Annotated in this window: 14 protein-coding genes and 2 tRNA genes; 12 read left to right on the top strand and 4 right to left on the bottom strand. The window is 61.6% G+C overall.

Annotation, left to right across the window (positions count from 1 at the left end; translation table 11 throughout):
- Positions 1-67: 67 nt before the first annotated feature.
- A complete protein-coding gene (locus M0814_RS14730; RefSeq protein ID WP_103485504.1) occupies positions 68-2,002 on the top strand; it encodes a methyl-accepting chemotaxis protein in 1,935 nt (644 codons plus the stop codon).
- Positions 2,003-2,110: 108 nt separating this feature from the next.
- Here M0814_RS14730 and M0814_RS14735 read toward each other — a convergent pair whose 3' ends face one another.
- The 4 genes from M0814_RS14735 to M0814_RS14750 form a co-directional block, all read right to left on the bottom strand.
- Positions 2,111-3,676 carry an iron ABC transporter permease gene (locus M0814_RS14735; protein WP_103485503.1) on the bottom strand — a complete coding sequence of 522 codons (1,566 nt, stop codon included), beginning with the start codon at positions 3,674-3,676 and terminating at the stop codon, positions 2,111-2,113.
- Entirely contained in the window at positions 3,676-4,686 is a 1,011-nt protein-coding gene (locus M0814_RS14740; protein ID WP_003221127.1) for an iron ABC transporter substrate-binding protein, read from the bottom strand. Before M0814_RS14740 ends, M0814_RS14735 begins: the two co-directional genes overlap by 1 nt.
- A gap of 215 nt (positions 4,687-4,901) precedes the next feature.
- Positions 4,902-4,988: transfer RNA gene (locus M0814_RS14745), tRNA-Leu, on the bottom strand.
- 181 nt (positions 4,989-5,169) lie between these two features.
- Positions 5,170-5,256 (bottom strand) — tRNA-Leu (locus tag M0814_RS14750).
- A gap of 225 nt (positions 5,257-5,481) precedes the next feature.
- On the opposite strand from M0814_RS14750, the gene rnr reads away from it, so the two are divergent.
- From rnr to M0814_RS14805, 11 genes are all read left to right on the top strand, one after another.
- The gene (gene rnr / locus M0814_RS14755; protein ID WP_103485068.1) at positions 5,482-8,115 is read left to right on the top strand and encodes a ribonuclease R; all 2,634 of its coding nucleotides are present in this window, start codon (positions 5,482-5,484) and stop codon (positions 8,113-8,115) included.
- Positions 8,112-8,876, top strand: a complete 765-nt coding sequence (rlmB, locus tag M0814_RS14760) for a 23S rRNA (guanosine(2251)-2'-O)-methyltransferase RlmB (RefSeq protein WP_003221131.1) — start codon at positions 8,112-8,114, stop codon at positions 8,874-8,876. Before rnr ends, rlmB begins: the two co-directional genes overlap by 4 nt.
- Before the next feature lie 309 nt (positions 8,877-9,185).
- Positions 9,186-9,608 carry a 30S ribosomal protein S6 gene (rpsF, locus tag M0814_RS14765; RefSeq protein WP_003221133.1) on the top strand — a complete coding sequence of 141 codons (423 nt, stop codon included), beginning with the start codon at positions 9,186-9,188 and terminating at the stop codon, positions 9,606-9,608.
- 28 nt (positions 9,609-9,636) lie between these two features.
- On the top strand, positions 9,637-9,867 hold the full coding sequence (rpsR, locus tag M0814_RS14770; protein WP_002551829.1) for a 30S ribosomal protein S18: 231 nt from the start codon (positions 9,637-9,639) through the stop codon (positions 9,865-9,867).
- 36 nt (positions 9,868-9,903) lie between these two features.
- On the top strand, positions 9,904-10,797 hold the full coding sequence (locus tag M0814_RS14775) for a hypothetical protein (protein ID WP_003221135.1): 894 nt from the start codon (positions 9,904-9,906) through the stop codon (positions 10,795-10,797).
- 19 nt (positions 10,798-10,816) lie between these two features.
- Positions 10,817-11,263, top strand: a complete 447-nt coding sequence (gene rplI, locus M0814_RS14780) for a 50S ribosomal protein L9 (protein ID WP_003221136.1) — start codon at positions 10,817-10,819, stop codon at positions 11,261-11,263.
- A gap of 120 nt (positions 11,264-11,383) precedes the next feature.
- Positions 11,384-12,781 (top strand): replicative DNA helicase, encoded by a 1,398-nt coding sequence (gene dnaB / locus M0814_RS14785; RefSeq protein WP_003221138.1) that lies wholly within the window; start codon positions 11,384-11,386, stop codon positions 12,779-12,781.
- Between the two features lie 203 nt (positions 12,782-12,984).
- Complete coding sequence (locus M0814_RS14790) at positions 12,985-15,288, top strand: YgiQ family radical SAM protein (protein WP_027611423.1); 2,304 nt, start codon at positions 12,985-12,987, stop codon at positions 15,286-15,288.
- Between the two features lie 368 nt (positions 15,289-15,656).
- Positions 15,657-18,932 (top strand): transglutaminase family protein, encoded by a 3,276-nt coding sequence (locus tag M0814_RS14795; protein WP_103485070.1) that lies wholly within the window; start codon positions 15,657-15,659, stop codon positions 18,930-18,932.
- An 88-nt stretch (positions 18,933-19,020) separates the two neighbouring features.
- Entirely contained in the window at positions 19,021-21,507 is a 2,487-nt protein-coding gene (locus tag M0814_RS14800) for a circularly permuted type 2 ATP-grasp protein (protein WP_103485071.1), read from the top strand.
- A complete protein-coding gene (locus tag M0814_RS14805; RefSeq protein ID WP_103485072.1) occupies positions 21,507-22,397 on the top strand; it encodes a transglutaminase family protein in 891 nt (296 codons plus the stop codon). Before M0814_RS14800 ends, M0814_RS14805 begins: the two co-directional genes overlap by 1 nt.
- The last annotated feature ends 83 nt before the right edge of the window (positions 22,398-22,480 follow it).

Here is a 22,480-nt window from a genome sequence, read left to right on the forward strand (position 1 = left end):
CCTTTGCTGTAAATCTTCCTACAAGAGTGCCATCAAATTAATGGCGTCAGAAGTAGAGGGATTCACAGTGTCGGCCGTTCTCTCACTGTTACAAAGCCGTTTGTTGCGGCCCGTGTTCGTTACCCTTGGTATCGCCCTTTTGGTGCAAGTGCTGGTGGCTGTCGCCCTGACACGAAGCACCGTCACGGCGCTGGAAGCCGATCTCGGCACTCGCCTGGGCGCTGACAGCCAAAAGCTTTCCGGCGAGCTGGAGCAGGCTGGGCGTGAAGTCACCTCGAGCCTCGATAACCTTTCCGCAAGTACCCGGCAGCGTCTGACCGCCGGCCTGTCTTCTCGTCTGAAGGAAGAGCAGGCGCAGCTGCGTACGACTCTGGAAAAAGACCTCAAGGACTCGGCCAACGACATGGCCCAGTTGCTCGCCTCGGTCGCGCCCCGTGCCATGTGGGATAACGACGTACCGACCCTCTCCGAGTTCGCCCGGCGCGCCCAGCGCAATCCCAACGTGCTGTTCGTGGTCTACGACGACGCCACCGGTCAGCACCTGACGCGTTATCTCAATCGCGAAAACCCGATCAACAAGGCCTTGCTGGAAAAAGGCCAGGGCGAGCGTGCGCTCGATAAAGTGCTGGATGCGGCGAAGAACGATCCGTCGGTCTACTACCTCGAGGCCTCGATCAACCCCAATGGTGTGGAAATCGGCAAGGTGCTGATGGGTGTCTCGACGGCGTCGGTGGAAACTGATCTGGCGGCGCTCGACAAACGCTTCTCGGCGCTGATTGCCAGCAGTGATCAACTGGTCGGCGACAGCCTGAAGGGGGCGGCTGCTGACAGCGCCACGGCCATGCGCGCACGCCTGCAGTCGGCGCAGTCCACGGCTGCCGAGATGAAGGCTAATACCGCGAGCACCGTGCAGGATGCCGCGGGGACGCTACGCTGGCGGATCGGCATGGGCCTGGCGCTGGTTGGATTTGGCGTATTGCTGTTGCTGGCGGTGGTGCTCGGTCATCGGGTAGTCAATCGCCTGAAGATGCTCAACGCGGCGATGGATGATCTGGCGGCGGGCGAGGGCGATCTGACCAAGCGCGTGCAGATCAACAGCAAAGACGAGATCGGCGACATGGCGTCGGCGGTCAATCGCTTTGTGGATAAGTTGCAGCCGATCGTGCGCGAGGCGGGCGACGTGGCCCAGCGTACCGGCGTGGAAATCGGCGCCATGACCCTGCGCAATGCTGGTGCCGATGCGGCGGCGGGGATGCAGCGTGATGAAGTGGCGGAAAGCCTGCGCGCGCTGTCGCAAATGGCTGACGAAGCGCAATCGGAAAGCCATGCCATGCAGGCGGCGTTGAAACAGGTGGTGGATATTCGCCAGGCCACCGATGAAAACACTCGTACCTCGGCGAAAGTCGGCAGCCTGATCGAGGCGCTGGCCGGACAGGTCGATACCGGGGCGAAAGTCATCGAGCGACTGGCGCAGCAGAGCGAACAGATCGAAGTGGTACTGACGGTGATTCACGGGATCGCCGAACAGACCAACCTGCTGGCGCTTAACGCGGCGATCGAGGCGGCGCGGGCCGGCGAGACCGGGCGCGGTTTTGCCGTGGTCGCGGATGAAGTGCGCGCCTTGGCGAGCAAGACACAAAGCTCCACCGGCGACATTCAGGCGCACATCGTCGCGTTGCAGCAGGGCGCGCGTGAGGCGGTTGAAGCGATCGGACAGGCCGGGCGTCAGGCCAGCGAAGGTTTGCTGGTGTTGCGCGACAGTGCGCGGCTGCAACAGTCGGTGCAGGCCTCGGTCGAGCAGGTGCATGCGGCGATCGGTCTGGCGACGCAAGCCGCGGCGCATCAGGCGCAGGGCGCGCAGGCGGTGCGTGGGCGGGTCGAAACGATTCATGCCCAGGCCGAGAAAGCGGCGCAGGCGGTGGTGGAGACCACGGCCAGTGGCAAGGTGCTGGATGGCTTGGCGGCGCAGCTGAAGGCAAGCCTGGGGCAGTTCAGGGCTTGAGGTCGTCTGGCGGGCCTCTTCGCGAGCAAGCTCGCTCCCACATTCGATCGCATTCCCAGGTAGGGATTCGGTCAAGCTGTGGGAGCGGGCTTGCTCGCGAAAGCGGTGTCAGCGGCTCAGATACATCCGCGTCGTCAGCAGATACACCGGCAACCCGGACACCACTATCAACAGCGCCGCATAAGGCGCTGCCGCCGCAAACTCAACATTCGCCGTATGCGCCCATACCTCGGTCGCCAGCGTGTTAAGCCCGGTCGGACTCAGTAGCAACGTCGCCGTCAATTCCTTCATCGCATCCAGAAACACCAGTGCAAACGCCGCGCCCAGTGCCGGGAAGATGATCGGCAGGGTCACTCGGCAAAACGCGGTGAACGACGACGCCCCCAGCGTGCGTGCCGCTTCTTCCAGCTGCGGCGCAGCCTTGTTCAGTGCCGTACGAATCGGTGCCTGCGCCAACGGCAGAAACAGCAACGCATAAGCGATCAGCAGCAATGCCGAGGTCTGGTACAGCGCCGGCACGTAATGCAGGGCGAAATACACCAGCGTCAGCGCAATCACCAGGCCCGGCAAGGCGTGGAGCAGATACGGCAAGCGCTCGGCCCAGATCGCCAGTCGTCCCTTGTAACGCACCACCAGCAGCCCGACCGGCACCGCCAGCAGCAAGCACAGCGCCGCGCCACCGAGCGACAAGGCCAGCGAAGACAGCAGGGCCTCGGTGATCGCTGCGACCGGGAAGGCCGCCGATGAGCCAACCGCCAGCCAGTACGCGAGCATGCCCAGCGGAATCCCGCTGCCGACGATCGCCAGCAGCAGACAATACAGCTGACCGACAACGGCCCATGGCCCGAGACGCACTTGTTCGGCCTGACGCGCCGCGCCTTGGCCTGTGCGCACATGCCGACCCTTGCCGCGCACTCGCAGCTCCAGCCACAACAGCATCAGACACAGCGCGAGCAACACCGCCGAAAGCATCGCGGCGTTGGCGTTGCTGAATTCCAGTTCGAATTGCTGGTAGATCGCGGTGGTGAAGGTTTGCAGGCCGATGATCGACAGCGCGCCGAACTCGACCAGCATGTGCAGGGCAATCAGCAGCGAGCCGGCCAGCAGCGACGGCCAGAGCAGCGGCAGGGTGACGCGGAAAAACACGCCCCAGCGATTCTGTCCCAAGGTGCGAGCCGATTCTTCAAGGGACGGATCGAGGTTGCGCAGGGTCGCCGCGACCGGCAGAAAGATCAGCGGATACTTCGACAGGCTCATCACCAGAATCGCCCCGCCAAGACCTTCGAACTGCGCGCTCAACGACACCCAGGTGAAGCTGCTGACGAACGCCGGCACCGCGAATGGCAAGCACAGAATCACCCCCCACAGGCGCCGCCCCGGCAGATTGCTGCGCTCCAGCAGCCACGCCAGTGACAGGCCGATCACGCCGCAAGTCAGCGTTACGCCGACCATCAGCGCCAAGGTGTTGCGCAGCAGACCGAATACGTACGGGCGCCACAACAGGTGCAGCGCTTCGGCCCAGCCGGCCTGCCAGGCTTTCAGGCCGACATAGGCCAGAGGCAACAGGCTCATGACCACCAGCAATAAAACCGGCAGCACCAGCCAGATTGACGGCCGCCTGCGTCGTGGCACATAACCCCCGCGCGCGGCGGGGGCGGATAACGATGTGGCCATCAGTTCAGGCCAACTTCACGTTCCAGGTCCAAGGCTTCTTCGGCGTTGCCCAGATCGGCCGGGGTCACGTTTGGCGCTTGCAGTTCGCTGAACGGCTTGAGCCCGCGATCCGATTCCATGCCTTTGTGCAGTGGGTATTCGGCGGTGGTCTGGGTGATCACGCGCTGGCCTTCCTCGCTGGCCATGTAGGCGAGGAATTGCTGAGCTTCTTTTGGATGTTTGCTGGATTTGAGGACGGCAGCGCTGGAAACAGTGATCAGCCCGCCGACGTCGCCGCCGGTGAAGTAATGCAGTTTCGAGTCGAGTTTGCCTTTCTCGCGTTGCAGGGCGAACCAGTAGTAGTTGTTCACCAGCACCGTGGCGACTTCGCCGTTTTCCACGGCTTTGAGGGCGACCATGTTGTTGCTGTAGGTCTTGCCGAAAGCGCGCAGGCCGGTCAGCCATTCCTCAGCGGCGTCGCGACCGTGCATTTTGATGATCGCCACAGCCTGTTCCTGGAAGGCGCCGCTGGTTGGTACGAAACCGACTTTGCCTTGCCACTTCGGATCGGAGAATTCCATCACCGACTTCGGCAGGTCTTTCTCATCGACCAGTTTCGGGTTGTAGGCGACTACACGAACCCGGGCGGTGACACCGATCCAGGTGCCGTTACCGGCGACGTATTGCTTGGGCAGCACGGCCAGCGTGGCGTCGTCGGTCTTGGCCAGCAGGCCTTGCTCGCCGAGGTTGTTCAGTGGCGGGGATTCTTCGGTGTAGATCACGTCGGCGGGGGAGCGGTCGCCTTCTTCGATGACCTGGCTGGCGAGCTGGTTGCTGCTGCCCTTGCGTACATTGACGTGGATACCGGTCTTGGCCTCGAAGGCCTTGGCGATCGCATCGCCGACTTCCTTGTGTTGACCGTTGTAGAGCGTCAGGGAAACCGCATCGGCTGCCTGGGTGAGGGGAGTGGCGAGTGCCAGGCCGAGAAGGGTGAAGGTCAAGCCGCGGCGCAGGGTATTTCGAAACATCATTCGCAGGGTTCCTCACTGTCGCATTGCAAAAACTTGCAACAATGATAAACGATATTGTTTCTCAAGTGCGCCTTGCGGGGAGGGCGGAGGTTTGCTAGAGCATGATCTGGTGATCATGTGTGGCGAGGGAGCTGCAGGTTTTCAAACGCCAGAAACGCAAAAACCCGCTTTCGCGGGTTTTTGGGAAACTCAAGATCGTGACCTTGAGTTTGAATTGGTGCCCAGAAGAAGACTCGAACTTCCACGACCGTAAGGTCACCAGCACCTGAAGCTGGCGTGTCTACCAATTTCACCATCTGGGCATTCATCGCGAGCGTTGCCGCTGTTGATGTGGCGCACTATACGGAGCGCTTTTTGATCTGTAAACCCCTGATTTAATTTTAGTTAATCGGTTTTAACAAATCCGTTGCTTAGAATGCAAAAAACCCGCTTTCGCGGGTTTTTGTGTGAGCCTTGAAACTGATCTAGTCTCAAACTCGAAATTGGTGCCCAGGAGAAGACTCGAACTTCCACGACCGTAAGGTCACCAGCACCTGAAGCTGGCGTGTCTACCAATTTCACCACCTGGGCATCTCGTCAACGTGTGTACGTCGTCGATGGCGCGCACTATACGGAGCGCCTTTTTAACTGTAAACCCCTGTCAGCAAAAAAAATGAATTTTTTTACCGGCGGTGTTCAAAAGGGCTTTCAGGCGTCGATACAAGCCTATAGAAGGGCCTTATAGAGTCGGAAATTTCCCGTTTGATGGCGCCTATGCCAAACTAACCCGCATATAGACAAGGTGAAAACTCTCTAATGGCCGATTGGCAGTCCCTCGATCCCGAGGCCGCTCGTGAAGCGGAAAAATATGAAAACCCTATTCCCAGCCGCGAACTGATCCTTCAGCACCTTGCTGATCGGGGTTCGCCTGCTGCCCGTGAGCAACTGGTCGAAGAGTTTGGTCTGACCACCGAAGACCAGATCGAAGCCCTGCGCCGCCGTCTGCGCGCCATGGAGCGCGACGCTCAATTGATCTACACCCGCCGTGGCACCTATGCGCCAGTGGACAAGCTCGACCTGATCCTCGGACGGATCAGCGGTCACCGTGACGGTTTCGGCTTCCTGGTGCCGGACGACGGTAGCGATGACCTGTTCATGAGCCCGGCGCAGATGCGTCTGGTGTTCGATGGTGACCGCGCGCTGGCCCGTGTTTCCGGTCTTGATCGTCGCGGGCGCCGTGAAGGCGTGATCGTCGAGGTGGTGTCCCGTGCCCACGAAACGATCGTCGGTCGCTACTTCGAAGAGGGCGGTATCGGTTTCGTCGTTGCCGACAACCCGAAGATCCAGCAGGAAGTGCTGGTCACCCCGGGCCGCAACGCCAACGCGCAGATCGGTCAGTTCGTCGAGGTGAAGATCACCCACTGGCCGACGCCGCGCTTCCAGCCGCAAGGCGATGTGGTCGAAGTGGTCGGCAACTACATGGCGCCGGGCATGGAAATCGATGTCGCGCTGCGTACCTACGACATTCCGCATGTCTGGCCTGAAGCCGTGCTGAAAGAAGCCGCCAAGCTCAAGCCGGAAGTCGAAGAAAAAGACAAAGAGAAGCGCGTTGACCTGCGCCATCTGCCGTTCGTCACCATCGACGGCGAAGATGCCCGCGACTTCGACGACGCGGTCTACTGCGAAGCCAAGCCCGGCAAGCTGCGCCTGTTCTCCGGTGGCTGGAAGTTGTACGTGGCGATTGCCGACGTTTCCAGCTACGTGAAAATCGGTTCGGCGCTGGACAACGAAGCCCAGGTGCGCGGCAACTCGGTGTACTTCCCCGAGCGCGTGGTGCCGATGCTGCCTGAGCAACTGTCCAACGGCCTGTGCTCGCTGAACCCGCACGTCGATCGTCTGGCCATGGTTTGCGAGATGACCATCTCCAAGTCCGGCGAAATGACCGACTACTGCTTCTATGAAGCGGTAATTCACTCCCACGCCCGCCTGACCTACAACAAGGTCAGCGCGATGCTGGAAACTCCGAAAGCCACCGAAGCGCGCAAGCTTCGCGGCGAATACATCGACGTGGTGCCGCACCTCAAGCAGCTCTATGCGCTGTACAAAGTGTTGCTGGCTGCCCGTCACGTGCGTGGCGCGATCGATTTCGAAACGCAGGAAACCCGGATCATCTTCGGTTCCGAGCGCAAGATTGCCGAAATCCGTCCGACCACCCGTAACGATGCGCACAAGCTGATCGAGGAATGCATGCTGGCGGCCAACGTGGCCACCGCCGAATTCCTCAAGAAGCACGAAATCCCTGCGCTGTACCGTGTCCACGACGGCCCGCCACCGGAGCGTCTGGAAAAACTGCGCGCGTTCCTCGGCGAGCTCGGCTTGTCTCTGCACAAAGGCAAGGACGGCCCGTCGCCGAAGGACTATCAGGCCCTGTTGGCGAGCATCAAGGACCGTCCGGATTTCCATCTGATTCAGACCGTGATGCTGCGCTCCCTGAGTCAGGCGGTGTACAGCGCCCAGAACGAAGGCCACTTCGGCCTGAACTACGAAGCCTATACCCACTTCACTTCGCCGATCCGTCGTTACCCGGACCTGCTCACGCACCGCGCCATCCGCAGCGTGATCCATTCGAAACAGGACACTCCGCACGTTCGTCGTGCCGGGGCGATGACCATTCCGAAGGCGCGCATCTATCCGTACGACGAAGCGGCGCTGGAACAACTCGGCGAGCAGTGCTCGATGAGCGAGCGCCGTGCCGACGAAGCCACCCGCGACGTGGTGAACTGGCTCAAGTGCGAGTTCATGAAGGATCGCGTCGGTGAGTCGTTCCCGGGCGTGATCACTGCGGTGACCGGTTTTGGCCTGTTCGTCGAGCTGACCGACATCTACGTCGAAGGCCTGGTGCACGTCACCGCGCTGCCGGGCGATTACTACCACTTCGATCCTGTGCATCACCGCCTGGCGGGCGAGCGCACCGGTCGCAGCTTCCGTCTCGGCGATACCGTTGAAGTGCGCGTGATGCGCGTCGACCTCGACGAGCGCAAGATCGACTTCGAGATGGCTGAAAAAACCATCAGCGCACCGATTGGCCGCAAGAAGCGCGGTAGCGAAAGCACCGCTCCGGCTGCCACCAAGGCTGTGGAAGAGAAGGCTCCGGCGAAAACCGCCAGCCGTCGTCCAGCCAAGGAAAAGGCTGCCGAGGCCTATCGCCCGAGCGATGCCGTGGCGAAAAACGCCGAGCTGCGCAAAAGCCGTGAAATGAAGAAGGCCTTGCTGGCCGACGCCAAAAGCGGTGGTAAAGCGGCGTCTGGGGGAAAGACCGGACGGTCGGCGCCTGACAAGGCTGTCGGCGGCAAGCCAGCCAAACCGAGCAAACACCGTAAAGGCCCGCCGAAAGCGGGTTCGGCTCCAGCCAAAAGTGGCGGGTCGCGTAAACCGAAGGCGAAGTCATGAGTCAGTTGGAAAAAATCTACGGCGTTCACGCGGTAGAAGCGTTGCTGCGTCACCACCCGAAACGCGTCAAGCAGATCTGGCTGGCCGAAAGCCGCAACGATCCGCGCGTGCAGACCCTGATCGAACTGGCCAACGAAAATCGTGTGCAGATCGGTCAGGCCGAGCGCCGCGAAATGGACGCTTGGGTTGAAGGCGTGCACCAGGGCGTGGTCGCGGACGTCAGTCCGAGTCAGGTCTGGGGCGAGGCGATGCTCGATGAGCTGCTCGACCGCACCGAAGGCGCACCGCTGTTGCTGGTGCTCGACGGCGTGACCGACCCGCACAACCTCGGCGCCTGCCTGCGTTCGGCGGATGCTGCCGGCGCGCTGGCGGTGATCGTGCCCAAGGACAAGTCGGCAACCCTGACGCCGGTGGTGCGTAAAGTGGCCTGCGGCGCGGCGGAAGTGATTCCGCTGGTGGCGGTGACCAACCTCGCGCGCACCCTGGAAAAGCTTCAGCAACGCGGTCTGTGGGTGGTCGGCACGGCGGGTGAGGCCGAGGTCAGCATTTATGACCAGGACCTGACCGGCCCGACCATCCTGATCATGGGCGCCGAAGGCAAGGGTATGCGTCGCCTGACCCGCGAGCACTGCGACTATCTGGTAAACCTGCCAATGGCCGGCAGCGTCAGCAGCCTAAACGTGTCCGTGGCAACCGGCGTGTGCCTGTTCGAAGCGCAACGTCAACGCGGTGCCAAGGCCAAGGCTGCAGCCAAGAAATAAGGCTGTACGCAAACAAACTGTGGGAGCGGGCTTGCTCGCGAAAGCGGTGTGTCAGACAACAATAATGTTGCCTGATGAAACGCATTCGCGAGCAAGCCCGCTCCCACAGTGTTTTGTGCGAAGGCAAAGAAATGGTGATTGTTCAAATAATCACCAATTGCCTTGCACCTCTGCAGTCCCTTCTCTACAATTGCGCCCCTTGCTGTGACGGCAGGCACGCATGTGCCCCGCGCCAGCAAGTCCATAAGTGTCATTCACTCCTTGTCTGACCGTTTTTGAGCGGCAGGCTACAACCCGTAAGGAGCATTCATGCGTCATTACGAAATCATCTTTCTGGTCCACCCTGACCAGAGCGAGCAAGTCGGCGGCATGGTTGAGCGTTACACCAAGCTGATCGAAGAAGACGGCGGCAAAATCCACCGTCTGGAAGACTGGGGCCGTCGTCAACTGGCCTACGCAATCAACAATGTTCACAAGGCTCACTACGTGATGCTGAACGTTGAGTGCACTGGCAAGGCCCTGGCCGAGCTGGAAGACAACTTCCGCTACAACGATGCAGTGATCCGTAACCTGGTCATCCGTCGCGACGAAGCCGTTACCGGCCAGTCCGAGATGCTCAAGGCTGAAGAAAACCGCAGTGAGCGCCGTGAGCGTCGCGACCGTCCTGAGCACTCCGACGCTGATGGCGTTGAGGGTGATGACAGCGACAACAGCGATAACGCTGACGAGTAATCCACGGACCTTTTAAGGAGCCTATCAAATGGCACGTTTCTTCCGTCGTCGTAAATTCTGCCGCTTCACCGCTGAAGACGTGAAAGAGATCGATTACAAAGATCTCAACACTCTGAAAGCCTACGTATCCGAGACCGGCAAAATCGTTCCAAGCCGCATCACCGGTACCAAAGCTCGTTATCAGCGTCAGCTGGCCACCGCTATCAAGCGCGCCCGCTTCCTGGCCCTGCTGGCCTACACCGACAGCCACGGCCGCTGAGACCGGGCAGTCGACAAGTAGCAAAGGATTGAATGCATGCGTGCCATAGCTGAGTTCATCATGCGCGGCCGCATGCAGGCCACTCTCGTAGTGGCCGGGTGTGCAACATTGCCGTTGTTGTATTGGTTGGGTGCTGCCGCCGGGAGCCTGGTGCTTCTGCGGCGCGGACTGACGGACGCCATTGGCGTTCTGTCCCTGGGGCTGCTGCCGGCATTGATCTGGTGGCTGTATGCCGATGATCCACGGGCACTTCTGGTGCTGCTGGGGTCTTCGGGGCTTGCGTTGGTGTTGCGCGCAAGCGAATCCTGGGTCCGCACGCTGCTGGTCAGCGTAGTGATTGGAGTGGTGTTTTCAGTGGTGCTCGGGGCAGCGTTTGCGGCCCAGATCGAGATGCTCGCGCAGGCCTTGATAAAGGTCATGCCGGCGCTTCTTGGTGAAACCTACAAGCAATTGTCGGTCGATGAGCAAGCGCGCTTCGCGTCCCTGATTGCACCAGTCCTGACCGGACTGATTGCGGCTCTGTTGCAGATCGTCAGCGTGCTGAGCCTGATTGTCGGGCGGCATTGGCAGGCGTTGTTGTACAACCCGGGTGGTTTTGGTCGCGAGTTTCGCGCCATCCGGATCCCGCTGGGGCCGGCGATGTTGCTGCTGGCGTTGATGCTTCTGGGCCCGAATCTCGGTGCACAGATGGCCATGTTGACGCCGTTGTGCAGTGTACCGCTGGTGTTCGCCGGACTCGCCCTGATTCACGGGCTGGTCGGGCAGAAGCGACTGGCCGGTTTCTGGCTGGTGGGGTTGTACGTCACGCTGCTGTTGTTCATGCAGCTGCTCTATCCGTTGCTCGTGGTTCTGGCCATTGTCGACAGCCTGATTGATTTTCGCGGTCGTCACGTGTCGAAAGACACCGATAACGCGAACGGTGAAGGTTAAAAGTTAAGAGGATTTCCACATGCAACTGATCCTTCTGGAAAAAATCGCCAACCTGGGCAACCTGGGCGACAAAGTAAACGTTAAGGCCGGTTACGGCCGTAACTACCTGCTGCCTTTCGGCAAAGCTACCGCTGCGACCGCTGCCAACCTGGCTGCGTTCGAAGAGCGTCGTGCTGAGCTGGAAAAAGCTGCCGCAGACCGTAAAGCATCGGCTGAAAGCCGTGCTGCCCAACTGGCCGAGCTGGAAGTGACCATCACTGCCACCGCTGGCGACGAAGGCAAGCTGTTCGGTTCGATCGGTACTCACGACATCGCTGACGCACTGACCGCTTCCGGCGTTGAAGTGCAGAAGAGCGAAGTTCGTCTGCCGAACGGCACCATCCGCAACGTGGGTGAATTCGACGTGGCTGTGCACCTGCACGCCGAAGTCGAAGCCACCGTACGCGTTGTCGTGGTAGCAGCTTAAGCAATACTTGTCGGCTGGCACCCTCGGGTGCTTGCCGGTAACATCGGGCACGATCCTGTTTACAGGTCGTGCCCTTTGTCTTTCTGGTAATCCCGTTTTCAAACCTGACTCCAAGTGGCCATGAACGAAATCACCGCTCCCGAGCAATACGATCTGCAAACCGCCGCGCTGAAAGTGCCGCCGCATTCCATCGAGGCCGAACAGGCCGTACTCGGTGGTCTGATGCTGGACAACAACGCCTGGGAACGCGTGCTCGATCAAGTCTCCGACGGCGATTTCTACCGACATGACCACCGTCTGATCTTCCGTGCGATCGCCAAACTGGCCGATCAGAACATGCCGATCGACGTCGTGACCCTTGCCGAGCAACTGGACAAGGAAGGTCAGACGTCCCAGGTCGGCGGCCTCGGTTACCTCGGCGAACTGGCAAAAAACACGCCGTCCGTCGCCAACATCAAGGCCTATGCGCAGATCGTTCGCCAGCGCGCGACGTTGCGCCAGCTGATCGGTATCAGCACCGAAATTGCCGACGCCGCGTTCAACCCCGAAGGCCGTACCGCCGAAGAGATCCTTGACGAGGCCGAACGGCAGATCTTCCAGATTGCCGAGGCGCGGCCGAAGACCGGCGGCCCGGTGGGGGTCAACGAACTGTTGACCAAAGCCATCGACCGCATCGACACCCTGTTCAACACCGCCGACGCGATCACCGGCCTGTCCACCGGCTATACCGACCTCGACGAGAAGACCAGCGGTCTGCAGCCGTCCGACCTGATCATCGTCGCCGGCCGTCCGTCGATGGGTAAAACCACCTTCGCCATGAACCTGGTGGAAAACGCCGTACTGCGCAGCGACAAGGCGGTGCTGGTGTACTCCCTCGAGATGCCAGGCGAATCGCTGATCATGCGTATGCTCTCGTCCCTGGGCCGGATCGACCAGACCAAGGTGCGTTCCGGCCAACTGGAAGACGACGATTGGCCGCGCCTGACCTCGGCGGTCAACCTGCTCAACGACCGCAAGCTGTTCATCGATGACACCGCCGGCATCAGCCCGTCGGAAATGCGTGCGCGAACTCGACGTCTGGTGCGTGAGCACGGCGACATCGGCCTGATCATGATCGACTACCTGCAGCTGATGCAGATCCCGGGTTCCAGCGGTGATAACCGGACCAACGAGATTTCCGAAATCTCGCGATCCCTGAAAGCCCTGGCCAAGGAATTCAACTGCCCGGTGGTGGCGCTGTCGCAGCTCAACCGTTCCCTGGAACAACGTCCCAACAAGCGTCCGGTGAACTCCGACTTGCGGGAATCCGGAGCGATCGAGCAGGACGCCGACGTCATCATGTTCGTGTACCGGGACGAGGTGTATCACCCGGAGACCGAGCACAAGGGCATCGCCGAAATCATCATCGGCAAGCAGCGGAACGGCCCGATCGGCTTTATCCGCCTGGCATTCATCGGTAAATACACCCGCTTCGAAAACCTCGCGCCGGGCAGTTACAACTTCGACGACGACGAGTAACGTCGAGCACTTGTGGCGAGGGAGCTTGCTCCCGCTGGGTTGCGCAGCAGCCCGCAAAATTCGACTGCTGCGCAGCCGATCGGGAGCAAGCTCCCTCGCCACAGGTAAAGCACAATTTCCGACCACAGCCGTCGGAATTGGTCAAAATTTGTGCTATATTCCGCGCCCGCGAAATTCAATGAAAGCCAACACCGGTTATCGACATGCAAGCAGCCAAGCCGTTATTTGACTATCCAAAGTACTGGGCCGAATGTTTCGGGCCAGCGCCATTCCTGCCGATGAGCAGGGAGGAGATGGATCAGCTCGGCTGGGATTCCTGCGACATTATCATCGTCACCGGTGATGCCTACGTCGATCACCCGTCGTTCGGCATGGCGATCATCGGCCGGCTGCTGGAGTCCCAGGGCTTCCGCGTCGGGATCATCGCCCAACCGAACTGGCAGTCCAAAGACGACTTCATGAAGCTCGGCGAGCCGAACCTGTTCTTCGGCGTCGCGGCCGGTAACATGGACTCGATGATCAACCGCTACACCGCGGACAAGAAAATCCGTTCCGACGACGCCTACACCCCGGGTGGCATGGCGGGCAAACGTCCGGATCGCGCGAGTCTGGTCTACAGCCAGCGCTGCAAGGAAGCCTACAAGCACGTGCCGATCGTCCTTGGCGGCATCGAAGCTTCGCTGCGCCGCATCGCCCACTACGATTACTGGCAGGATCGTGTACGCAACTCGATCCTGATCGACGCCAGCGCCGACATTCTGCTGTACGGCAACGCCGAGCGCGCCATCGTCGAAGTGGCCCAGCGTCTGTCCTACGGGCACAAGATCGAAGACATCACCGACGTGCGCGGCACCGCATTCATCCGTCGTGACACGCCGCAGGGCTGGTACGAAGTCGACTCCACGCGCATCGACCGTCCGGGTAAGGTCGACAAGATCATCAACCCGTACGTCAACACCCAGGACACCCAGGCTTGCGCCATCGAGCAAGAGAAGGGGCCGGTGGATGATCCCGAGGAAGCCAAGGTCGTACAGATCCTGGCCAGCCCGCGCATGACCCGCGACAAGACCGTGATCCGCCTGCCGTCGATGGAAAAGGTGCGTAACGACCCGGTCCTGTACGCCCACGCCAACCGCGTGCTGCACCTGGAAACCAACCCGGGTAACGCCCGCGCGCTGGTGCAGAAGCATGGCGAGGTCGACGTCTGGTTCAACCCGCCACCGATTCCGATGACCACTGAGGAAATGGACTACGTGTTCGGCATGCCTTACGCCCGGGTTCCGCACCCGGCGTACGGCAAGGAGAAGATCCCGGCCTACGACATGATCCGTTTCTCGGTGAACATCATGCGTGGCTGCTTCGGCGGTTGCACCTTCTGCTCGATCACCGAGCACGAAGGCCGGATCATCCAGAACCGTTCCGAAGAGTCGATCATTCGCGAAATCGAAGAGATCCGCGACAAGGTCCCGGGCTTCACCGGCGTCATCTCCGACCTCGGCGGCCCGACCGCGAACATGTACCGCATCGCCTGCAAGAGCCCGGAAATCGAATCCGCGTGCCGCAAGCCGTCCTGCGTGTTCCCGGGCATCTGCCCGAACCTGAACACCGACCACTCGTCGCTGATTCAGCTGTACCGCAGTGCCCGTGCCTTGCCGGGTGTGAAGAAGATCCTGATCGCCTCCGGCCTGCGTTACGACCTCGCGGTCGAGTCGCCGGAGTACGTCAAAGAGCTGGTGACCCACCACGTCGGTGGCTACCTGAAGATCGCCCCGGAACACACCGAGGAAGGTCCGCTCAACCAGATGATGAAACCGGGCATTGGCAGCTATGACAAGTTCAAGCGCATGTTCGAGAAGTACACCAAGGAAGCAGGCAAAGAGCAGTACCTGATCCCGTACTTCATCGCCGCGCACCCGGGCACTACCGACGAAGACATGATGAACCTGGCGCTGTGGCTCAAGGGCAACGGCTTCCGTGCCGACCAGGTGCAGGCGTTCTACCCGTCGCCGATGGCCACCGCCACCGCGATGTACCACTCGGGCAAGAACCCGCTGCGCAAGGTCACCTACAAGAGCGACGGTGTGACCATCGTCAAGAGCGAAGAGCAGCGTCGTCTGCACAAGGCGTTCTTGCGTTATCACGACCCGAAAGGCTGGCCGATGCTGCGTGAAGCGCTGATCCGCATGGGCCGTGGTGATCTGATCGGTCCAGGCAAGGATCAGTTGATTCCGCTGCATCAACCGGCTACCGACAGCTACCAGAGCGCCCGTCGCAAGAACTCGACGCCGGCCGGCAGCCACAAGGTCGCGAAAGAGAAGACCACCAAGATTCTCACCCAGCACAACGGCCTGCCGCCGCGTGCCAGCGACGGTGGCAATCCTTGGGACAAGCGTGAACAGGCCAAGGCTGCGGCGTTCGCCCGCAACCAGCAGGCGGCCAAGGAACGCAAGGAAGCGGCCAAGGGCAAGGGGCCGAAGCCGGCGCGCAAGCCCGTCGTTCCGCGCTAAGTCGCTTTTTGTTTCAACAGAACGCCAACCTTCGGGTTGGCGTTTTGCATTTCAAAGTCGCTGAAATTCATGTGGCGAGGGAGCTTGCTCCCGCTCGGCGGCGAAGCCGTCGTAAAGTCGGATCCCTCGATCCTCCTGAAACATCCGGTTGATGATTTTAGGACCGCTTCGCGCCCCAGCGGGAGCAAGCTCCCTCGCCACACAAGAATTCCTTCGCCACATTTAGGCGCAACTTCCTCGATCCATTTCCCCGCATCGCCCGATTTTGGTGCTGTACTGCCCTGAGCATTCCGGGAAAGCGCCCAAGCCTCTGCATGGCATAAGTCTTGCGCGCTTTCGAATACGCTTAGGCTCGCAGGAGGCACGCCGTGTCGATTCATGTCGCATTGCATCACGTCACGCATTACCGCTACGACCGCGCTGTCGAACTCGGCCCGCAGATCGTACGCCTGCGCCCGGCCGCCCACAGCCGCACGCGGATCCTCTCGTATGCGCTGAAGGTCTCGCCCGAGCAGCATTTCATCAACTGGCAGCAAGACCCGCAGGGCAACTACCTCGCGCGTCTGGTGTTCCCCGAGAAAACCGACGAGTTGCGCATCGAAGTCGACTTGCTGGCCGAGATGGCGGTGTTCAACCCGTTCGACTTCTTCCTCGAACCCTACGCCGAGAAAATCCCCTTCACCTACGCGGCCGATGAGCGCAAGGAGCTGGCGCCGTACCTCGAAACCCTGCCGCTGACGCCCGCCTTCAAAGCCTATCTGGACGGGATCGACCGCACGCCGCAGCCCGCCGTGGATTTCCTGGTGATGCTCAACCAGCGTCTCAGCGAAGACATCCGCTACCTGATCCGCATGGAACCGGGCGTGCAAACCCCGGAACACACCCTCGAACATGCGTCCGGTTCCTGCCGTGACTCGGCGTGGCTGCTGGTGCAGTTGCTGCGCAACCTCGGGCTGGCCGCGCGGTTCGTCTCCGGTTATCTGATTCAACTGACCGCTGACGTGAAGAGCCTCGACGGTCCGTCCGGTACCGAAGTGGACTTCACTGATCTGCACGCGTGGTGCGAGGTGTACTTGCCCGGTGCTGGCTGGATTGGTCTGGATGCCACGTCCGGGCTGTTCGCCGGTGAAGGGCATATCCCGCTGGCCTGCAGCCCCGATCCGTCCTCGGCGGCGCCGATCAGTGGCCTGGTCGAGCCGTGCGAGTGCCAGTTCAGCCACGAGATGTCGGTGGAGCGGATCTGGGAAGCGCCACGGGTCACCAAACCCTACACCGATGAGCAGTGGCTGGCGATTCAGGCGCTGGGCCGACAGATCGATGCCGATCTGCTGGAAGGCGATGTGCGCCTGACCATGGGCGGCGAGCCGACCTTCGTCTCCATCGACGATCCGGACGGTGCCGAATGGAACACCGCCGCACTGGGCCCGGACAAGCGCCGACTGTCCGCTGAACTGTTCCAGCGCATGCGCCAGCACTACGCGCCGAAAGGTCTGGTGCATTTCGGTCAGGGCAAGTGGTATCCCGGCGAGCCATTGCCGCGCTGGTCGCTCAACTGCTATTGGCGCCGCGACGGCGTGCCGATCTGGCACAACAACGCGCTGATCGCCGATGAGCAGCAGGACTATGGCGCCAATGGCGAACTGGCCGGGCGTTTTCTGGCGAGTGTTGCCGAACGCTTGAAACTGCCCGCACGTTTCGTGTTTCCAGCCTACGAAGACCATTTCTATTACCTCTGGCGTGAGGGCACATTGCCGAGCAACGTCAGTGCTGAAGATTCGCGACTGGAAGAGCCACTGGAGCGTGCGCGACTGCGCAAGGTTTTCGCTCAAGGCCTGGATAAAGTGATCGGCCAGGTGCTGCCGCTGGCGCGCACCGCCAAGGGTGATCAATGGCAGAGCGGGCGCTGGTATCTGCGCGACGAGCATTGTCGATTGGTGCCGGGGGATTCGCCGCTGGGTTACCGCTTGCCGCTCGCCTCGCAGCCGTGGGTGAAGGCGGCGGAGTACCCGTTCATTCATCCCAGCGATCCGAATCAGGACTTCCCCGAGCTGCCGGATACCGCGCAGCTCAACAGTCATGCAGAACCCGCCGCGGCCGCCGAACGTGCGCCGAAAATCGACGAGTCCGCCGACTGGCTGACCCGCACCGCAATCTGCGCCGAGGCGCGCGAAGGGCGTCTGTATCTGTTCATGCCGCCGCTGGAGCGGGTCGAGGACTATCTGGAGCTGGTGGCGGCCATCGAAGCCACCGCCGAAGAGCTGCATTGCCCGGTATTGCTGGAAGGTTACGAGCCGCCGAGTGATCCGCGCCTGAGCAATTTCCGCATCACCCCGGATCCGGGCGTGATCGAGGTCAACGTGCAGCCTTCCGCGACCTGGGACGAACTGGTCGAGCGCACCGAGTTTCTTTATGAAGAGGCGCGACAGACGCGGCTGACCACCGAGAAATTCATGATCGACGGCCGCCACACTGGCACCGGCGGCGGCAACCATTTCGTCCTCGGTGGCGCGACCCCGGCGGACTCACCATTCCTGCGCCGCCCGGATCTGCTGCGCAGCCTGATCAGTTACTGGCACAACCACCCGTCGCTGTCCTACCTGTTTTCCGGCTTGTTCATCGGCCCGACCTCGCAGGCGCCACGGGTCGATGAAGCCCGCAACGACGCCTTGTACGAACTGGAAATCGCCTTTGCGCAGATGCCAGAACCGGGCGAAGCGTGCGCGCCGTGGCTGGTGGATCGACTGCTGCGCAATCTGCTGATCGACGTCACCGGCAATACCCATCGCGCCGAGTTCTGCATCGACAAACTGTATTCGCCGGACGGCGCCACCGGGCGTCTCGGCCTGCTGGAGCTGCGCGCTTTCGAAATGCCGCCGCATGCACGCATGAGCCTGGCCCAGCAGTTGCTGTTGCGGGCACTGGTGGCACGCTTCTGGCGTGAGCCGTATGCGCCGCCGAAGCTCGCACGTTGGGGCACCGAGCTGCACGACCGCTTTATGCTGCCGCACTTTATCGAGCAGGATTTTGCCGACGTCATCGTCGAACTGAACAACGCCGGTTATCCGTTGCGCGCCGAGTGGTTCGCCGCGCATCTGCAGTTCCGTTTTCCCAAGGTCGGCGATTACGCGGTCAGTGGCATCGAGATGGAACTGCGTCAGGCGCTGGAGCCTTGGCATGTGCTGGGCGAGGAGGGGACTGCGGGCGGCACGGTGCGTTATGTCGATTCGTCGCTGGAGCGTTTGCAGATCAAACTCAGCGGTCTGCCGCCGCAGCGTTATCTGCTGACCTGCAACGGCATCCCGGTGCCGCTGCAACCGACCGGGCGCATCGGTGAGTTCGTCGCGGGTGTGCGCTTTCGGGCCTGGCAACCGGCCAATTGTCTGCAACCGACCATTCCGGTGCACGCGCCGCTGGTGTTCGATTTGCTCGATACCTGGATGCAGCGTTCGCTGGGCGGTTGCCAGTACCACGTTGCACACCCGGGCGGGCGCAATTACGAGACCTTGCCGGTCAATGCCAACGAAGCGGAGAGCCGGCGCATGGCGCGGTTTTTCCGCATCGGACACACGCCGGGGAAACTTCCGATACCTAACCTGACAATCTCCGACGAGCTGCCGATGACACTCGATTTGCGACGCTTCTAAGTCCTGCACGACATGCGGATTTTTCGTATATCCGCACGTCATGTGCCTGCGTTAGTCTGACCGTTCCCTGCTGTCTGCCGAGCTTTCCATGCCTGACCTGCTAGACCGCTACCCGCTGACCGCGGGCACTTATCACGAACTGCTGAATGACAGCGGGGAAGTGCGCCCGCACTGGCGGCGGCTGTTCGATCAATTGCAGCGCAGCACCCCGGCGCAACTGGTGCAGCGGCAGGCGCTGCTGGCCCGGCAGATTCAGGAAAACGGCGTGACCTACAACGTCTATGCCGATCCCAAGGGCGCTGACCGCCCGTGGGAGCTGGATCTGCTGCCGCACGTGATCGCTGCTGATGAGTGGCAGCACCTGTCGGCGGGGATTGCCCAGCGAGCACGCCTGCTCAACGCGGTACTGGCTGATCTGTACGGGCCGCAGCGGCTGATCAGCGAAGGGTTGTTACCGGCGGAGCTGGTGTTCGGCCACAACAATTTTCTCTGGCCCTGTCAGGGCATTGCTCCGCCTGAAGGGGCCTTTCTGCATCTGTACGCCGTGGACCTGGCGCGCACGCCGGACGGACGCTGGTGGGTCACGGCGGATCGTACCCAGGCGCCGTCGGGCGCGGGTTATGCGCTGGAAAATCGCACCATCGTTTCGCGGGCGTTTCCCGAGTTGTACCGCGATCTGAAAGTGCAGCACCTGGCCGGCTTCTTCCGCACCCTGCAGGAAACCCTCGCGCGTCAGGCGCCGTGTGCCGACGACGCGCCGCTGGTGGTGTTGCTGACGCCCGGGCGCTTCAACGAAAGTTACTTCGAACACCTTTATCTGGCGCGCCAGCTCGGTTATCCACTGGTGGAGGGCGGCGACCTCACCGTGCGCGATGCCACGGTGTACCTGAAAACCCTTAGTGGTCTGCGCCGGGTGCACGCGATCATGCGCCGGCTCGACGATGACTTCTGCGATCCGCTGGAGCTGCGCACCGATTCGGCACTTGGTGTGCCTGGCCTGCTGGAAGCGGTGCGTCAGGGCCGGGTGCTGGTGGCCAACGCCTTGGGCAGCGGCGTGCTGGAGTCGCCGGGGTTGCTCGGATTTTTACCGAAGATCAATCAGTACCTGTTCGGCGAAGAACTGCTCCTGCCGTCCATCGCCACCTGGTGGTGCGGCGAGGCGCCGGTGCTGGCGCAGGCGTTGGAAAAGCTTCCCGAGCTGCTGATCAAACCGGCATTCCCCTCGCAAAGCTTCGCCCCGGTATTCGGCCGCGATCTGAGTGAACAACAGCGCCAGGCATTTGCCGAGCGCATGCAGGCGCGGCCATACGCGTATGTCGCGCAAGAGTTGGCGCAGCTGTCCCAGGCGCCGATCTGGCAGGCCGAAGACGGCCAACTGCAACCGCGAGCGATCGGCATGCGCGTGTACGCGGTGGCCAGTGGTGACGGCTATCGCGTATTGCCCGGTGGGCTGACCCGTGTCGCCGCCGAGGCCGATGCCGAAGTGGTGTCGATGCAACGTGGCGGAGCGAGCAAGGACACCTGGGTGCTGGGTGAGCGTGCGCCGAGTGGCGAACAATGGAAAACCCAGCGCAACGTCGGCGTACACGATCTGGTGCGCCGCGACCCTTACCTGCCCTCGCGGGTGGTGGAGAACCTGTTCTGGTTCGGTCGTTACTGCGAGCGTTGTGACGACAGTGCGCGACTGCTGCGGATCATGCTCGCGCGGTATGTCGATGGCGATGATCCGCAAGCCTTGCAGGCCGCAGTGGAGTTGGGCGAGCGTCTGATGTTGCTGCCGGAGGAGGGTGAGTTGCCGGAGCGGTTGCTGGCGGCGCTGCTCGGCGAGGACTGGTCGTTCAGTCTGCGCTCCAACCTGCAGCGCCTGCAGTGGGCGGCCTCGCAGGTGCGCGGCAAGCTCTCGCGGGAGAACTGGCAGGCCTTGGTCGAGTTGCAACGCGAGGCGCTGGAACTGGACACCGAGGAGCCGGACTTCGGCGAGTTGCTGGATTTCCTCAACCGGCTGGTGATGTCGCTGGCGGCGCTCTCGGGTTTCGCGCTCGACGACATGACCCGCGACGAAGGCTGGCGCTTTCTGATGATCGGCCGGCGGATCGAACGGTTGCAGTTTCTCAGCCGCAGTCTGGCCGCATTTCTGCGCGGCGCCGGGGCGTTCGATCAGGCGGGGCTGGAATGGCTGCTGGAACTGGGCAACAGCAGCATCACCTACCGTTCGCGGTATCTGGCGGTGGCGCAGTTGATTCCGGTGCTCGACCTGTTGCTGCTGGATGAGCAGAACCCGCACGCGGTGCTGTTCCAGTTGAAACTGGTGACCCGCACGCTCAAGCGACTGAATGATGATTTCGGCGCGCCTCGCGAGGCGGGGTTGCCGCAATTGGTCGAGCGTCTGGCGCGGTTCGATCTGGGCTGTCTGGAGAATCCGCTGTTCGGGGAGAACAGCGTGCGTGCCGCGCTCGATGGTCTGGCGGATCTGCTGCAAGAGATTGCCGAGGCCAGCGGTCAGGTGTCCGATCGTCTGGCGCTGCGCCACTTTGCCCATGTCGATGATGTCAGCCAGCGTACGGTGTCCGTCTGATGAGCGCGCATTACCAGATCTTTCACGACACCTGTTACCACTACGACAGCCCGGTTTCCCTGGCACAGCAATTGGCGCACCTGTGGCCGCGCGAGTGCATATGGCAGCGCTGCACCGAGCAGCAATTGCTGATCAGCCCGGAGCCGACCACGCGGCGGGATGAATTGGATGTGTTCGGCAATCCACTGACCCGGCTGGCCTTTGAGCGCCCGCATGATGAATTGCAGGTCAACGCCCGGCTCACGGTTGAGGTGCTGGCGCGGCCGCTGGCGGATTTCGATCTGTCCCCGGCGTGGGAGCAGACGCGCAACGCGCTGACCTACAGCAGCCTGCCGTTGTCTGCTGAAATGCTGGAGGCTTGTCGCTATCGCTTTCAGTCACCCTACGTGCATTTGAAACGCAGTTTCGTCGAATTTTCCGAAAGCTGTTTTCCACCGGGCAGGCCCTTGTTGCTGGGCGTTCAGGCGTTGATGCAGAAGATTTTCAGCGAATTCACCTTCGACGCCGAGGCGACGCAAGTGGCGACGCCGCTGGTCGAGGTGCTGGAGCGCCGACGCGGCGTGTGTCAGGACTTCGCCCACCTGATGCTTGCCTGCGTGCGTTCACGGGGGCTGGCGGCGCGTTACATCAGTGGTTATCTGCTGACCCAGCCGCCACCGGGGCAGCCACGGCTGATCGGCGCCGACGCGTCGCATGCATGGGTGTCGGTATTTTGTCCGGTACTGGGGTGGGTGGATTTCGATCCGACCAACAACGTGCAGCCGGCGCTGGAGCACATCACCCTGGCGTGGGGCCGGGATTTTTCCGATGTGTCGCCGTTGCGCGGGGTGATTCTGGGGGGCGGCTCGCATGATCCGGAAGTGCGGGTCACGGTGATGCCATTGGAATGAAGACAATCGAGAGTGGGGAGCTTTTGTGGCGAGGGGATTTATCCCCGATCGGCTGCGAAGCAGTCGCCCAATCCAGACAACTC

Source organism: Pseudomonas sp. MWU12-2020, from assembly GCF_023100605.1.
Classification (GTDB): domain Bacteria; phylum Pseudomonadota; class Gammaproteobacteria; order Pseudomonadales; family Pseudomonadaceae; genus Aquipseudomonas; species Aquipseudomonas fluorescens_H.